The following is a 15,543-nucleotide window of genomic DNA, read 5'->3' as shown; positions in this document are numbered from 1 at the left end:
GCGGGTGCCTTCGTGGGGTAGCGCGAGCGTCAGGCTGGTGCGGTGGCGTTTGGCGCCACACCACCAGGGCCGCTATCGCCTGGCGGCGTGCGCTTGGTCAGCACCGTCGTTGGCTTGCGTGGCTCCTGGCCGGCCATGATGTCGTTGATCTGGTCGGCATCGATGGTTTCCCAGTCGAGCAGCGCCTTGGTCATCATCTCGACCTTGTCGCGGTTCTCTTCCAGCAGGCGACGCGCCAGGGCGTACTGCGTGTCGAGGATCGCGCGGATTTCGGCATCGACCTTTTGCTGGGTCGCTTCCGAGATCGTTTTGGTGGCGCCGCCGAAGAAGCCTTCGTTCTCGCTGTCTTCGTAGACCATCACGCCCATGCTGTCGGACATACCGAAGCGGGTCACCATCGAACGGGCCAGCTTGGTGGCACGCGAGAAGTCATTCGACGCGCCGGTGGACATCTGGCCGACAAAAATCTCTTCGGCGATACGGCCACCGAACAGGATCGAGATTTCTTCAAGCATCTTGTCCTTGTAGCCAGACAGCGCATCGTGCTCAGGCAGTTGCCAGGTCAGGCCCAGCGCGTAACCACGCGGCATGATCGTGACCTTGTGCACCGGATCAGCCTTTGGCAACAGCTTGGCAATGACCGCGTGGCCCGACTCGTGATACGCGGTGTTGCGACGTTCTTCTTCGCGGATGACCATCGACTTGCGCTCCGGACCCATGAAGATCTTGTCCTTCGCATCTTCGAAGTCGATCATCTCGACCAGACGCTTGCTGCGGCGGGCGGCGAACAGTGCCGCTTCATTGACCAGATTGGCCAGATCGGCGCCCGAGAAACCAGGGGTACCGCGCGCCAGGATGTCGGCTTTCACGTCGGTGCCGATCGGCACTTTGCGCATGTGCACGTTCAGGATCTGTTCGCGGCCGCGGATATCCGGCAGGCCCACCATCACCTGGCGGTCGAAACGGCCTGGACGCAGCAGTGCTTTGTCCAGCACATCGGCGCGGTTGGTGGCGGCAATGACGATCACGCCCGATTGCGCTTCAAAACCATCCATCTCGACCAGCAGCTGATTCAGCGTCTGTTCGCGTTCGTCGTTACCACCGCCCATGCCGGCGCCGCGATGACGACCGACAGCGTCGATCTCGTCGATGAAGATGATGCACGGCGAGTGCTTCTTGGCGTTCTCGAACATGTCACGGACGCGGCTGGCGCCGACACCGACAAACATCTCGACGAAGTCCGAGCCCGAGATCGAGAAGAACGGCACTTTGGCTTCGCCGGCGATGGCGCGAGCCAGCAGCGTCTTACCGGTACCTGGAGGACCGACCATCAGCACGCCGCGCGGGATACGGCCGCCCAGCTTCTGGAACTTGGTTGGATCGCGCAGGAAGTCGACGATCTCGGAGACTTCTTCTTTGGCTTCATCGCAACCTGCGACGTCCGTGAACGTCACGGTGTTGTTGGTTTCGTCGAGCATGCGGGCCTTCGACTTGCCGAAGGAGAACGCCCCGCCCTTGCCGCCGCCCTGCATCTGGCGCATGAAGAACACCCACACGCCGATCAGGAGCAGCATCGGGAACCACGAGATGAAAATCTGCTGCAGGAACGAAGGCTCTTCAGGCGGCTTGACGTCGAAGCGCACGCCATACTCACGCAGATCACCGATCAGGCCACGGTCGAGACCAGTGGCGGTGGCGCGCACCTTGGTGTCATCAGCGCGCGTGGCAGTGATGTTGGTGCCCTCGATCAGGACTTCCTTGATGCGGCGGGACTTCACCTCATCGAGCAACTCGGAATAAGCGATGGTCTTGCTGCCGCCAGCGACGCTGTGGGTGTCAAACTGCTTGAACAGCATGAACAACAGCAGCGCGACGACCACCCAGATGGCGGATTTGGAAAACATATTATTCACGAGCACTCCTCCGATGCGTACGCATCTCTACCGATTTCAGTATTCTGATTTTACCCGCAATAAGCCAACGCTGCCACGCAACTCCGGCCATAGTGTCGAAATACCATCGAATGACTGTCTTATTCATTCCCGTCGTTGCCGACTGCCTGAAACGCAGTCGCAACACGCGGGTTCACGCGGCAGATGTGGTGGCCGCGCAGCCAAATTTCAAGAGGCGATCTGTGATCACCTGCCAATTACGCACTCGGATTTTTCAGACCCCGGCCCAGCAGGAAAATCTCGGACGATTTATCGCGGCTGGCCTTGGGTTTGATTTGCTTCACGGTCGTAAACTCAAGGCGGAATTTCTCCAGGATCTGGGTAAAACCCATGTCCTTGAAACACTTCACCAGCAGCGCGCCGCCCGGCTTCAGATGCGCCTGCGAGAATTCAATTGCCAGATCGATCAGATGTTCCATGCGGGCGGCGTCGGCATGGCCGATACCCGACAGATTCGGCGCCATATCGGACAGCACCACGTCGACCTTGCGGTCGGCCAGTACAGCGTCGAGCTGCGTCAGCACCTCTTCTTCGCGGAAGTCGCCCTGAATATATTGAACATCAGCGACTGGCTCCATTGGTAAAATATCCAGGCCAATAATGGTACCGTGGATACCGCCGCCGTCCTTGCCGGCCAGCTTGCGCCGCGTGTACTGGGCCCAGCTGCCAGGGGTGCAGCCAAGGTCGACCACGACATTGCCTGACTTGATGAGTTTTTCGGCTTCGTCGATTTCTTTCAGCTTGTAAGCGGCGCGGGCGCGGTAGCCCTCTTTTTGCGCGAGTTTGACGTAGGGATCGTTAATATGGTCGTGTAACCAGTTTTTGTTTAATTTGTTCTTGGCCATTCGCGTAGAATACTGCTTTTATAGGTCCATCAAAAAAAATTTATTATGCTTAAACTCACTCCGGCCGAGCGCAGTGCTCTGCGCGCAGAAGCCCACGGGCTCAATCCTGTTGTCATGATCGGCGCCGACGGCCTGACCGAATCCGTGATGAAGGAAGTCGCCAACAGCCTCGACTCGCACGGCTTGATCAAGGTGCGCGTATTCGGTGACGACCGCGAAGCGCGCGTTGCCATGTACGACAAGATCAGCGCCGACCTCGAAGCGGCCCAGGTCCAGCACATCGGCAAGCTGCTGGTGCTGTACCGTCCGAAGGTCGAGACGGCCAAGGAACGCAGCAGCAAGGCCGGCCCGGGCATGCGCGAAGTCACGATCGTCAAGGCCAGCGCCAGTGGCACCAAGAAGCCAAGCGTCACCAAGGTCATGCTCAAGGGTAACGAGCGTGTCACGGCAGGCGGCAATATCAAGCGCGCCAAACCGCGTCAGACCAGCTCCAAGAAGAATTCGCTGAACAAGTAAAAAAAAGACCGGGGCAACCCGGTTTTTTTATGAGCGTAGGGTGGACGGCTGCGCCGTCCACGCGTTCAACCGGTAACGGCGCTGCGCTGCACCCAAACAGAAGCCAGGGTTAAATTACCGCAGCTTGACGAGCAACCACGCGCCCAGCACGCTCTGAATCATGTGAAACACCTGCGACACGCCATGCATGACGGCAAACTGCGTCCAGTACGGCGACGCCCGCACACCCGCCTCACCCGCCAGCACGCGCAAATGCGCCATCCCTGGCTGCAAGCCCACGAAAATCACCAGCGCGCACGCCAGCATCGCGATCACGAGCCAGCCGAGAAAACGCCGGCGCGGCGCGGCAAGATCGGCCGAGCGCCACAGCAACAGCGCCAGCACGATCGCACAGCCGATCGACAGCCACGCCTGGCGCGTGAGCAGCACGGCAACCAGATCGCCGGCCTGCCCGCTGCCAAGCACCTTGAAGGCTGCTGGCGCGGCGATATAGCCCAGCGCCCACAGGCTGCCGGTCCACAGCGCCGCGACCAGCAGGCGCGCCGCCGGCAAGCGCCCTGCCCGGCCCGGCGCCTGACCTGCTGCGAGCCCCTGCGCGCCGCTGTCCATCAGATGTAGCGCACTTCCAGGATTTCGTATTCGCGCGGGCCGGACGGCGCCTGCACTTCAACGACGTCGCCGGCGTATTTGCCGATCAGCGCGCGCGCGATGGGCGAGGTGATCGAGACCTTGTTCATCTTGAGGTCGGCTTCATCCATGCCGACGATCTGGTACGTGACCTTCTGGCTCGAGTCGAGGTCTTCCAGGTCGACGGTGGCGGCAAACACCACGCGGCCTTCGGCGTCGAGCGTGGTCGGGTCGATCACCTGCGAGGTGCTCAGCTTGCTTTCCAGCTCGGCGATGCGGCCTTCGACGAACGCCTGGCGTTCCTTGGCGGCGTCGTATTCGGCGTTCTCGGACAGGTCGCCATGCGAACGCGCTTCGGCGATCGCGTCGATCACGCTGCGGCGTTCCTTCGTCTTGAGCTGGTGCAGCTCTTCTTTCAGGAGTTCTGCGCCGAATTTGGTCAGTGGTGTGGTCATGGTTCTCTGCTTGGTTTGTTGACGGGCCCGCCGAGGCGGATCGTACCGACGCGACAAGAAAGCGAAAACCACAGAGGCACGCGGCGCCAAGGCCGCGCGAGCTCTGTGGTTGACTGGACTTCCAGTGTGACGGGTACTGCGTCTGCTTAGTTTAAGGTTTTATGCAGACCTTGTAAATCATACACACGCAGTTCGTCGATATGCGGCATGCCTTCGATGGCCGCTTCGGCGCCGGCGATCGTCGTGTAGGTCACCACGTGGGCGGCGAGCGCCGACGTACGGATTGCACGCGAGTCGACGATGGCGCTGCGCTTTTCTTCAACAGTGTTCACGACCATCACGATTTCGCGGTTCTTGATCATGTCGACGACGTGCGGACGGCCTTCGAGCACCTTGTTCACGGCGCGCACCGGAATCCCGGCGGCGGCGATCACGGCGGCCGTGCCCTTGGTCGCGACCAGGTCGAAGCCCATCGCCACCAGGTCACGCGCCACGCTCGTTGCGCGCGGCTTGTCGGACGACTTCACCGACAGGAACACGGTGCCCGAACGCGGCAGCTTGATGCCGGCAGCCAGTTGCGACTTGACGAAGGCTTCGCCAAAGGTCATGCCAACGCCCATCACTTCGCCGGTCGATTTCATCTCGGGGCCCAGGATGGTGTCGACACCCGGGAATTTCACGAACGGGAACACGACTTCTTTCACGCTGAAGAATGGCGGGATCACTTCCTTCGTGATGCCCTGCTGCGCCAGCGTCTGGCCAACCATGCAGCGCGCGGCGATCTTCGCCAGCTGCAGGCCGGTGGCTTTCGACACGAACGGCACGGTACGCGAAGCGCGTGGGTTCACTTCCAGCACAAAAACAGTATCAACCGTCTGACCGTTTTCTTCTTTCTGCTGAATCGCGAACTGCACGTTCATCAGGCCGACCACGTTCAGGGCCTTGGCCATCAGCGAGGTCTGGCGCTTGAGCTCATCGATCGTCGCCTGCGTCAGCGAGTACGGTGGCAGCGAGCAGGCCGAGTCGCCCGAGTGCACGCCAGCCTGTTCGATGTGTTCCATCACGCCGCCGATGAAGGTGGCTTCGCCATCCGAGATGCAGTCGACGTCGACTTCGATGGCGTCGTTCAGGAAGCGGTCGAGCAGCACCGGCGAATCGTGCGAGACCTTGACCGCTTCGCGCATGTAGCGCTCGAGGTCACGCTGCTCGTGGACGATTTCCATTGCGCGGCCACCCAGCACGTACGATGGACGCACGACCAGCGGATACCCGATTTCTTCGGCCAGCGTCAGTGCGTCGGCTTCGGTGCGGGCGGTGCGGTTCGGCGGCTGGCGCAGGCCCAGCTCTTGCAGCAGTTGCTGGAAACGCTCGCGGTCTTCGGCGGCGTCGATCATGTCCGGCGAGGTGCCGATGATCGGCACGCCGTTGGCTTCGAGGTCCAGCGCCAGTTTCAGTGGCGTCTGGCCGCCGTACTGGACGATCACGCCGACCGGCTTTTCCAGCTCGACGATTTCCAGCACGTCTTCCAGCGTCAGCGATTCGAAGTACAGGCGGTCGGACGTGTCATAGTCGGTCGAAACCGTCTCTGGGTTGCAGTTGACCATGATGGTCTCGTAGCCATCTTCGCGCATTGCGAGGGCGGCGTGGACGCAGCAGTAGTCGAACTCGATGCCCTGCCCGATGCGGTTCGGACCGCCGCCCAGCACCATGATCTTTTTCTTGTCGGTGGGGTTCGACTCGCACTCTTCGTCGTACGTCGAGTACATGTACGCGGTGTCGGTCGAGAACTCGGCCGCGCAGGTATCGACGCGCTTGTAGACGGGACGGATGTTCAGTGCATGACGGCGCGCGCGCACTTCTTCGGGCTTGACCTTCAGCAGGAACGCGAGGCGACGGTCAGCAAAACCTTTTTGCTTAAGCTTGTACAGCACAGGCTTGTCGAGGCCTTCGAGCGTCTGCGTCTCGAGCCACAGTTCGATGTCGACGATTTCCTTGATCTGCACGAGGAACCACGGATCGATCTTGGTCAGGCCGTGCACTTCTTCGAGCGTGAAGCCCTGGGCAAATGCATCGCCCACGTACCAGATGCGGTCCGGACCAGGCTCGCCCAGCTCTTCTTCGATTTTTTCGCGGTCGCGTGTTTTTTCGTTCAGACCATCGACGCCCACTTCGAGGCCGCGCAGGGCTTTCTGGAACGCTTCCTGGAAGGTGCGGCCCATGGCCATCACTTCACCCACCGATTTCATCTGCGTGGTCAGGTGCTTGTCGGCGGTCGGGAATTTTTCGAACGTGAAGCGCGGGATCTTGACGACGACGTAGTCGATCGACGGTTCGAACGAGGCCGGCGTGGCGCCGCCCGTGATGTCGTTGCGCAGCTCGTCGAGCGTGTAGCCCACGGCCAGCTTGGCCGCGACCTTGGCGATCGGGAAGCCGGTGGCTTTCGAGGCCAGCGCCGACGAACGCGAGACGCGCGGGTTCATCTCGATGACGATCATGCGGCCGTCTTTCGGGTTGATCGCGAACTGCACGTTGGAGCCGCCCGTGTCGACGCCGATTTCACGCAGCACGTCGATCGACGCGTTGCGCAGGATCTGGTATTCCTTGTCGGTCAGGGTCTGCGCCGGTGCGACGGTGATCGAGTCGCCCGTGTGCACGCCCATCGGATCGAGGTTCTCGATCGAGCAGATGATGATGCAATTGTCGTTCTTGTCGCGCACGACTTCCATCTCGTACTCTTTCCAACCGAGCAGCGACTCTTCGATGAGCAGCTCCGAGGTTGGCGAGGCTTCCAGGCCGCGCTTGCAGATCGCTTCGAATTCTTCTTCGTTGTAGGCGATGCCGCCGCCACTGCCGCCCATCGTGAACGATGGACGGATGATGGTCGGGAAGCCCATCTCGCGCTGCACGACCCACGATTCTTCCATCGTGTGCGCCACGCCCGAACGCGCCGAACCCAGGCCGATCTTGGTCATCGCGTTCTTGAACTTCAGGCGGTCTTCGGCCTTGTCGATCGCTTCCGGCGTCGCGCCGATCAGCTCGACATTGTATTTTTCGAGCACGCCATGACGGTGCAGGTCGAGCGCGCAGTTCAGCGCAGTCTGGCCGCCCATCGTCGGCAGGATTGCGTCCGGACGCTCTTTCTCGATGATGCGCTCGACGACCTTCCAGGTAATCGGCTCGATGTAGGTCACGTCCGCCGTTTCCGGGTCGGTCATGATCGTGGCCGGGTTCGAGTTCACCAGGATGACCTTGTAACCCTCTTCGCGCAGGGCCTTGCAGGCTTGCGCGCCGGAGTAGTCGAATTCGACGGCCTGGCCGATGACGATCGGGCCAGCGCCGATGATCAGGATGCTTTTAATGTCACTACGTTTTGGCATATTATTTTTTCTCCGCTGCTTGCATCAGGCCGATGAAGCGGTCAAACAGGTAGGCGACGTCGGTCGGCCCAGGCGAGGCTTCCGGGTGACCCTGGAAGCAGAACGCCGGTTTGTCGGTACGCTCGAAACCCTGCAGCGAGCCGTCGAACAGCGACACGTGCGTGACGCGGCAGTTGGCGGGCAAGGTGGTCGGATCGACCGCAAAGCCGTGGTTCTGCGAGGTGATCAACACCTTTCTGGAATCGAGGTCCTGCACCGGGTGATTCGCGCCGTGGTGGCCGAACTTCATTTTCATGGTCTTGGCGCCGGAGGCCAGCGCCATGATCTGGTGACCGAGGCAGATGCCGAAGGTCGGGACGCCTTTTTCGATCAGCTCGCGCGAGGCGGCGATGGCGTAGTCGCATGGTTCCGGGTCGCCCGGGCCGTTGGCCAGGAAGATACCGTCCGGGTTCAGCGCCAGCGCGTCGGCGGCGGTGGACTGCGCCGGCAGCACGGTGACCTTGCAACCGCGCTCTGCCAGCATGCGCAGGATGTTGCGCTTGACGCCGTAGTCGAAAGCGACCACGTGGTACTGGGGATTGGTCTGCTTGCCGAAGCCTTCGCCCAGCTTCCATTCGGTTTCGGTGAACTCGTACGGTGCCTTGACCGAGACGACCTTGGCCAGGTCCATGCCGGCCAGGCCAGGGAACGAGCGCGCCAGTTCGAGTGCCTGCGCTGCCGATGGCTCGGCGCCCTGCGACGACGTGAGGATCGCGCCGGCCTGGGCGCCCTTCTCGCGCAGGATGCGGGTGAGCTTGCGGGTATCGATGCCGGCAATCGCCACGACGTTCTCGGCCTTCAGGTAGTCGCCAAGCGACTGCGTCGAGCGGAAGTTGGAGGCCAGCAGCGGCAGGTCGCGAATGATCAGGCCTGCGGCGTGTACTTTCGATGCTTCCACGTCGCTCGTGTTGACGCCATAGTTACCGATGTGCGGGTAGGTCAGCGTGACGATCTGACGCGAATAGCTCGGGTCGGTAAGGATTTCCTGGTAGCCGGTCATGGCGGTGTTGAACACCACTTCGCCGGTCGTGTGACCGACGGCGCCGATGGAATAACCTTTGAAGATGGTCCCGTCAGCAAGGGCCAGGATGGCCGGGACTGAGGGGCCGGAAAAGAATGGCGGCAAGGGCAACTCCCGTAAAAGTTGCCGTAGCTGCGCCACGTCAGACCGACATCCAGCTAACCCCGCTGCACTGCTTGCGCCGGGTGTTGGAGGTCATGTTGAATGAGGGTTGGTGGGTATGCGCTACGGCGAAGTTTGAATTAGATAAACTTCCGAATTATAGCGCGTACAACGGCATTCGGCAATGCGGCGTTGCAGCAAATACGGGCACAAATCATGTGCCCGTACCCTTGATTTACGGCGTGCCCAGGGCGGCGATACCGGCCCTGGCGATCTGCACATCCTCGTTCGATTTCACGCCCGAGACGCCGACCGCGCCGATCACGTGGCCATCGACGATGACGGGCACGCCACCCTCGAGCATGCCTTCGAGCTTCGGCGCACTGAGGAACGACATGCGCCCGCCATTGATCACGTCTTCATACACCTTGGACTCGCGGCGGCCGAGCGCGGCCGTGTTGGCCTTGCTGGGTGCGATGTGCGACGAGATCGGCGGCGCGCCGTCCAGGCGCTGCTGCCACAGCAAGTGGCCGCCATCGTCGACGATGGCGATCGACACGGCCCAGCCATTGGCGAGGGCTTCGGCTTCGGCGGCAGCGCCGATCTGTTTCGCGTCCGCCAGGGTCAGGTAAGGTTTGGTGTTCATCGTGGGCTTTCTCAGGGAACTTGCTGTTTGAGTTTCAGTTTGGCCTTGATTTGCGGCATGACCGCGGCGGCGGCCTGCTCGCCCGCCAGGATGGCCAGGTTGCGGCCACCGAAATCGCTCGAGCCCATATTGCCCAGTGCCGGCGTAATGACGACGTCGGCATCCTTGAGCTCGAAGTGATTCAGGCGCTGGCCCATGATCGAGAAGGTCTGCATCAGTACGTCGAGCGAGCTGGCCGTGGCCGCGCCTTCGGTTGCGCTCGAGATATTGACCGCGATAATGAAATCGGCGCCCATGTCGCGCACGTAGCGCACCGGCACCGGCGCGACCAGGCCGCCATCGACATAGCTCTTGTTGCCGATGACGACCGGCTGGAACACGCTCGGCACTGACGACGACGCACGCACCGCCATGCCCGTGTTACCGCGACTGAACAGGATCGGCTGGCCCGTTTTCAGGTCGGTGGCCACGGCGCCGAAGCGCAGTTTCAACTTCTCGATCGGTACGTTGTTGACGGCCTTGTTCACATAGCTCTGCAGCGCTTCGCCCTTCAGCAGGCCCGTCGATTTGCTGAACAGCGGCAGCGCCCAGTCCGAGATGGTGGCCTCGTCCATGGTCATTGCCGTCTTTTGCAGCGCAAAGCCGTTTACGCCCGACGCATACAGTGCGCCGACGACCGAGCCGGCACTGGTGCCAACGACGATTTCGGGGTAGATGCCCTGGGCTTCGAGCGCCTTGATGACGCCGATATGGGCGAAGCCACGCGCGGCGCCACCACCGAGGGCCAGGCCGATACGGATTTTCTTGGGAGGCAATGGCGCCGCCTTGGGAGCGGCAACGGGAGTGACGGGAGCCGGGGTCGGGGTGCTGCCGCAGGCGGCCAGCAACAGCGCGGCGCAGGCCACGAGGGAAGTACGTCGAGAGAGCATAGAGGGGGCCGTTAAGAACGAGGCACGATTGTACATCGGCGCGTTCTTGATGACATGCCTTGGCGGGCACGACGGCAAGCCGCTTCATCGCCCCGCTGGAAACGGTCGTAAAAATGTTTTGAAATGAGAATGATTCGCATTATAATTCCTGTCGCATTACTGCCCGTCTGATCCGATCAATAACCACAAAGCGCTCACCATGAACAAGATTCTGCTCTCCTCCCTCGTCGCCATGCTGGTCGCAGCGCCTGCCGCGCAGGCCCACCAAATCTGGTTCGAGCAGGACGGCAAGGTGGTCAAGCTGCAGTTCGGCGAGTTTGCCCTGAACCAGCGTGAAACCACGCCGGGCCTGCTCGACAAGTTCGGCGCTCCAAGTGCGACGCTGCTGGGCGCCAAGGGCGAACGCACGCTCAAGCTGGACAAGACGGCCAAGGGTTACCTCGTCAGCGGCGCCACGCCGGCGGCGGGTGACGCGATCGTCGCCGAAGACAACGCCTATCCGAGCTGGGAAACAGATGAGAACGGCAAGAAGCTCAACCACATCTGGGTGCCGGCCGCGCGCATGGCCACCAGCTTCGCTGCGCAGCAGCCGAAGCTGACGCTCGACCTCGTCCCGACCGGCAAGGCCGGCGAATTCAAGGTGTTCTACAAGGGCCAGCCGCTGCCGAAAGCAAAGGTCAATGCCATCGTCCAGAGTGGCTGGGCGAAAGAAGCGGAGTCGGATGACAGCGGCGTCGTCAAGTTCGACATGCCATGGAAAGGCCTGTATGTGCTCGAGACCGAGCACACCGACAAGACGGCGGGCGAGCGCGCCGGCCTGCAATACGCAACGTCCAGCTACACCACGTCGCTGAGCGTCGTACAGCCAAAGGGCATCGCAGCCGTCGCGGCTGGCCCGGCCATGGCGCCAAGCGCCGAACACTGATCCGGCTGACCGTGTATCCAGTGACGCCATCATTCGTCTGACGAGAGGCCCCGCTTCATGACCACGCTCACCTGGCGCTACCGTGGCGGCGTCACCGCCCGCGCGGTGGCCGCGATCGGCGGCGGCTACATGCTCGCCGCGCTTGGGGGCGCACTGATTGCGCTGGCGCTGCCGCTGCCACGCGCCGACGCCGTCACCATCGCCACGCTGCTGGCGTTCGTCATCTATCCCTGCGTGATCCTGTGGGTCTTTGCCACAAGCAGCGCGCGGCGCGCCTGCGTCGGCGTGGCTGCAACGTGCGCGGTGCTGGGGATGGTGTTGTGGCTGGTCGGAGGAACGGCATGAAGGACGGCTTGCGGCAATCGATGGCGTGGGTGCATACGTGGGCTGGCCTGCTCGTGTGCTGGCTGCTGCTCTTGGTGTTCATGGGCGGCACGGCCGCGTATTACCGGCACGAGATCACGTTCTGGATGAAGCCCGAGCTGCACGCGGCGGCTGCTGCGCCGGCCACGCTCTCTCCGGCGCAGTCGGCGCAACTGGCCGTGCGCGTGCTGCAGGAGCGCGCGCCGAACGCGACGCGCTGGACGATCGACCTGCCCGACGAGCGCAATCCGGTAATCCAGGCCGCCTGGCAGAATCCGCCGAAAAAAGACATGACGCGCGCGGAACGCCGCAATGCGCTGCGCGACCAGAATGTCACGCTCGATCCGTCAAGTGCCCTGCAGACGGCCAAACCGCGCGACACCCGGGGCGGGGATTTCCTGTACCGCCTGCACTTCGACCTGCACTACATGCCGGCGATCTGGGGCCGCTGGATTGTCGGCATTGGCGCGATGTTCATGCTGGTGGCGATCATCAGCGGCGTGATCACGCACAAGCGCATCTTCAAGGACTTCTTCACGTTCCGGCCGAAGAAAGGCCAGCGTTCGTGGCTGGACGCGCACAACGCGACCGCCGTGCTGGCACTGCCGTTCCACCTGATGATCACGTACACGGGCATCGTGACGCTGATGTTCATCTACATGCCCGCGCCCACCAAGGCGCTGTACGGCGACGAGCAGAACACGATGTTCAGCGACGTATTCGGCAACTTCGAGCGCGGCAAGCCGGCGGACATTGCCGCGCCGCTGGCCGACATCGGGCCGATGCTCCAACAGGCCGGGCGGGCGTGGGGCGTGACGCCGTCGCGTGTGGCGATCAGCCATCCGAACGATGCAGCGGCGCGCGTGGAACTGTACCGGCCGTCGGGCCAGCAGTTGTCGAACCTCGAGCCGGCGATGACGTTCGATGGTGTCAGTGGCGCCCTGCTGTCGGAAACGCCGCCGGTGAGCACGGCGCTCGCCACGCGCGCCGCGATCTACGGCATGCACCTGGCGCACTTTGCCGATCCGCTGCTGCGCGCACTGTTCTTCGTGTGCGGCCTGGCCGGCAGCGCGATGGTCGCCACCGGCGCGCTGTTATGGGGCGTGCGCGAACGCCAGTCGTACGCCAAGATCGTCGCCAAAGGCGGACGCGTCGGGTTCGGCGTGCGCCTCGTCGACGCACTGAACATCGGCGCCATTGCCGGTCTGCCGATCGCATTTGCCGCGTTCTTCTGGGCCAACCGCCTGCTGCCGGTGGACATGGCGCAGCGCGCCAGCGCCGAAGCCAACTGGTTCTTCATTGCCTGGGGCGCCGCGGCCCTCCTCGCGCAGATCCGGCCGACGCGGGCAATGTGGCGCTTCCAGCTAACGGTGGGCGCGGTGCTGCTGGCGGGCATCCCTGTACTGAACGTGTTCACGACCAATTCGCACCTGGGCGTGTCGCTGTTCGGCGGCCCAGGCCTGCGACCGGTGGCGGCGTTCGACATCGTCGTCCTGATACTGGGCGCATTGCTGGGCTGGGCCGCATGGTGGCTGGGTCACAAGGCCAAACAGAAAGCAGCGAAAAAGCAGACGGCGGCTGACGCCGGATCGACCTCGACCATGGAGCCCGTATGAGCATGCTATTTCTCAGCAGCGTTTCCCTCGCCTTCAGCGCATTCGCCGCCAAAGGCATCGTGATGGACCGCCACTACGCCGACCTGCACGGCCGCGGAAAAGAGCCAGCGCCTGCGCTGAGAATGCGCATGCGCACACTGGCCTGGCTGGGCCTGGCACTCTCCTTCGCCGCCTGCATCGCTGCCCGCGGCTGGCACGTCGGCCCGGTGCTGTGGTGCGGCGTCCTGTCGGTCGCCGCCTGGACCGTCGCCGCCATGCTCCAATACGCCCCCCGCAAAGTCGCCCAAGGCGCCTGGATCGGCATCCCGGCCGCCGCCCTGACTGCCGCCCTCCTCCTGCTACCCTAACATCCGGAACAATTAGGGTCAGAGTCGAATTATTGGCCAATTTCCCACTTGCACCACGACGTTTTACCGACCCTCAATTTCCTCGCCCCAGCTTGCCCAAAAGACAATTAGGGTCAGAGTCGAATTGTTTGACAACTTTCGAAGTTGCTCATTAATTCGACTCTGACCCTCATGTTTTTCGGGTCAAAAAAGCCGAAAAAAGTACCTCAATATATTGAGCGATGGCTTTGCTTGCTCGTGCCCATCGTCCTAGTCGAAATCAATTGTTTTTCTAACTAAAACGCCAAAAAAACAATGAGGGTCAGAGTCGAATTGTTTGACAACTTTCGAAGTTGCTCATTAATTCGACTCTGACCCTCATTGTGCCAAACAAACGTTTCCGTACAATTCGTGATCAACCGGAAGATCTCCCCGGCATGTCACAAAGTTGTCAAACAATTCGACTCTGACCCCAATTGTAGGGCAATTGCTTTTGGGGTCGGAGGTTACGCCGGCAGGGAGGTGTTCGGGAGCGTGGCGGCGAAGGTGCTGCCTTTGCCGGGTTGGGAGGTGATCGTCAACTTGCCGCCGTGGCGCAGCAGCACGTGCTTGACGATGGCCAGGCCCAGGCCCGTGCCCTGCGTTTCGCGTGAGCGGCTCTTGTCCACGCGGTAGAAACGCTCGGTCAGGCGCGGGATGTGCTCCGGGTCGATGCCGATGCCGCAGTCGGTGACGGCAAATGCCAGCGCATCCGGGCCGCGTGACCAGGCCAGGCGGATCGTGCCGCCGTTGGGCGAGTAGCGCACGGCGTTCGATGCCAGGTTGGCGAAGGCGCTGCGCAGTTCTTCCATGCTGCCCATCACGTCCGGGCCATCCACCGCCACCTCGATCGTGTGCCGGCCACCCGACAGCGCACGCGCTTCGGCCGCAATCGATTCGACCAGAAGCTTGATATCCACCCGCTCGCGCTTGAGCGGGAATTCGTCCGATTCCAGCCGCGACAGCGTCAGCATGTCCTGGATCAGCCGCTGCATGCGCTGCGCCTGCTCGGTCATCAAGGTCAGGTGCGCCGTGCGCGTGGTCACGTCCAGGCCCGGATCGCCCATCGCGATCTCGAGGAAGCCCACGATCACCGTCAGCGGCGTTCTCAGCTCGTGCGAGGCGTTGGCGATGAAGTCGCGCCGCATCGCTTCGATCCGCTCGGTGTCGGTCGCGTCGTGCGTGACCAGGATCTGGCGCCGGTTCTCGAACGGGATGATGCGGCATTCGATCTTGCGGCCCCTGAACGCCAGCGTGAGCGGCTGCTCGTAGCGGCCCAGGATGATGTAGTCGATGAAGTCGGGATGGCGCACCAGATTGGTCACGCGCAGGCCCTTGTCGCGCTCCATCGTCAGGCCCAGATGGCGCTCGAGCGCCGGGTTGCACCATTCAAGGAACAGCACGTCGTCCATGATCGCGACGCCTTCCGGCAGCAGGTGCATCGCCTGGCGGAAACGGGCCAGCCACTCGGTCAGCTCGGCCTGATGCTTCTTGTCGTCGCGCCGCAGGTGGTACAGGCGCGCGAATGCTTCCGTCCAGGCGCCCCAGCCGTCAGGCAGGCGCGTCTCTTGTGGATGCTCGAGCCATTCGCCCAGCTTCTGCAGATACGACAGCTGCACGATGATGGCCGTGACAGTGGCGGCCAGCGCCAGCGACAGCCCGGCCACCAGCCCCATCCACCACCAGACGAGGCCGGCAAAGGCAAACAACAGCCCCAGGCGCAACAGCGCCGGGACCCAGAACAGCAACTTGGGATTCATCGCGT

At 62.4% G+C, this 15,543-nt stretch carries 14 protein-coding genes; 5 read left to right on the top strand and 9 right to left on the bottom strand.

The genetic code is table 11. The features are described from left to right. Positions 1–29 precede the first annotated feature (29 nt). Positions 30–1,913, bottom strand: coding sequence for an ATP-dependent zinc metalloprotease FtsH (ftsH, locus tag AC56LH_RS05595; protein WP_499644715.1), 1,884 nt, complete (start codon positions 1,911–1,913; stop codon positions 30–32). Positions 1,914–2,149: 236 nt separating this feature from the next. Next, complete coding sequence (locus tag AC56LH_RS05590) at positions 2,150–2,797, bottom strand: RlmE family RNA methyltransferase (RefSeq protein ID WP_499644713.1); 648 nt, start codon at positions 2,795–2,797, stop codon at positions 2,150–2,152. Between the two features lie 45 nt (positions 2,798–2,842). On the opposite strand from AC56LH_RS05590, the gene yhbY reads away from it, so the two are divergent. Further along, the gene (gene yhbY, locus AC56LH_RS05585) at positions 2,843–3,313 is read left to right on the top strand and encodes a ribosome assembly RNA-binding protein YhbY (protein WP_499574596.1); all 471 of its coding nucleotides are present in this window, start codon (positions 2,843–2,845) and stop codon (positions 3,311–3,313) included. Between the two features lie 114 nt (positions 3,314–3,427). Here the strand turns inward: yhbY and AC56LH_RS05580 are convergent, their stop codons facing one another. From AC56LH_RS05580 to AC56LH_RS05555, 6 genes are all read right to left on the bottom strand, one after another. Beyond that, positions 3,428–3,922, bottom strand: coding sequence for a DUF4149 domain-containing protein (locus AC56LH_RS05580; protein WP_499644711.1), 495 nt, complete (start codon positions 3,920–3,922; stop codon positions 3,428–3,430). Next, entirely contained in the window at positions 3,922–4,395 is a 474-nt protein-coding gene (gene greA, locus AC56LH_RS05575; RefSeq protein ID WP_183551119.1) for a transcription elongation factor GreA, read from the bottom strand. Before greA ends, AC56LH_RS05580 begins: the two co-directional genes overlap by 1 nt. Positions 4,396–4,541: 146 nt before the next feature. Then, positions 4,542–7,772 carry a carbamoyl-phosphate synthase large subunit gene (gene carB, locus AC56LH_RS05570; RefSeq protein WP_499644709.1) on the bottom strand — a complete coding sequence of 1,077 codons (3,231 nt, stop codon included), beginning with the start codon at positions 7,770–7,772 and terminating at the stop codon, positions 4,542–4,544. A 1-nt stretch (position 7,773) separates the two neighbouring features. Further along, positions 7,774–8,937 (bottom strand): glutamine-hydrolyzing carbamoyl-phosphate synthase small subunit, encoded by a 1,164-nt coding sequence (gene carA / locus AC56LH_RS05565; protein WP_499644707.1) that lies wholly within the window; start codon positions 8,935–8,937, stop codon positions 7,774–7,776. Between the two features lie 232 nt (positions 8,938–9,169). Next, the gene (locus AC56LH_RS05560) at positions 9,170–9,580 is read right to left on the bottom strand and encodes a GlcG/HbpS family heme-binding protein (RefSeq protein ID WP_499644705.1); all 411 of its coding nucleotides are present in this window, start codon (positions 9,578–9,580) and stop codon (positions 9,170–9,172) included. A gap of 11 nt (positions 9,581–9,591) precedes the next feature. Next, a complete protein-coding gene (locus tag AC56LH_RS05555) occupies positions 9,592–10,509 on the bottom strand; it encodes a patatin-like phospholipase family protein (RefSeq protein WP_183551109.1) in 918 nt (305 codons plus the stop codon). Positions 10,510–10,708: 199 nt separating this feature from the next. Here AC56LH_RS05555 and AC56LH_RS05550 point away from each other — a divergent pair, with 199 nt between their 5' ends. From AC56LH_RS05550 to AC56LH_RS05535, 4 genes are read left to right on the top strand one after another with little or no spacing between them, the layout of a single operon-like run. Beyond that, positions 10,709–11,434: a DUF4198 domain-containing protein gene (locus AC56LH_RS05550; RefSeq protein ID WP_499644703.1), complete on the top strand. Its 726-nt coding sequence runs from the start codon at positions 10,709–10,711 to the stop codon at positions 11,432–11,434. 57 nt (positions 11,435–11,491) lie between these two features. Further along, the gene (locus AC56LH_RS05545) at positions 11,492–11,779 is read left to right on the top strand and encodes a DUF3649 domain-containing protein (protein ID WP_499644701.1); all 288 of its coding nucleotides are present in this window, start codon (positions 11,492–11,494) and stop codon (positions 11,777–11,779) included. Beyond that, positions 11,776–13,413: a PepSY-associated TM helix domain-containing protein gene (locus tag AC56LH_RS05540; protein WP_499644699.1), complete on the top strand. Its 1,638-nt coding sequence runs from the start codon at positions 11,776–11,778 to the stop codon at positions 13,411–13,413. Before AC56LH_RS05545 ends, AC56LH_RS05540 begins: the two co-directional genes overlap by 4 nt. Continuing rightward, on the top strand, positions 13,410–13,760 hold the full coding sequence (locus AC56LH_RS05535; protein WP_499644697.1) for a DUF3325 domain-containing protein: 351 nt from the start codon (positions 13,410–13,412) through the stop codon (positions 13,758–13,760). The genes AC56LH_RS05540 and AC56LH_RS05535 overlap by 4 nt, the downstream gene beginning before the upstream one ends. Before the next feature lie 485 nt (positions 13,761–14,245). Here the strand turns inward: AC56LH_RS05535 and phoR are convergent, their stop codons facing one another. After that, the gene (gene phoR, locus AC56LH_RS05530; RefSeq protein WP_499644696.1) at positions 14,246–15,538 is read right to left on the bottom strand and encodes a phosphate regulon sensor histidine kinase PhoR; all 1,293 of its coding nucleotides are present in this window, start codon (positions 15,536–15,538) and stop codon (positions 14,246–14,248) included. Positions 15,539–15,543: the final 5 nt, after the last annotated feature.

The organism is Telluria sp. LT1R51-2 (genome assembly GCF_059685775.1).
This window is presented reverse-complemented; position numbering and strand designations above follow the sequence as displayed.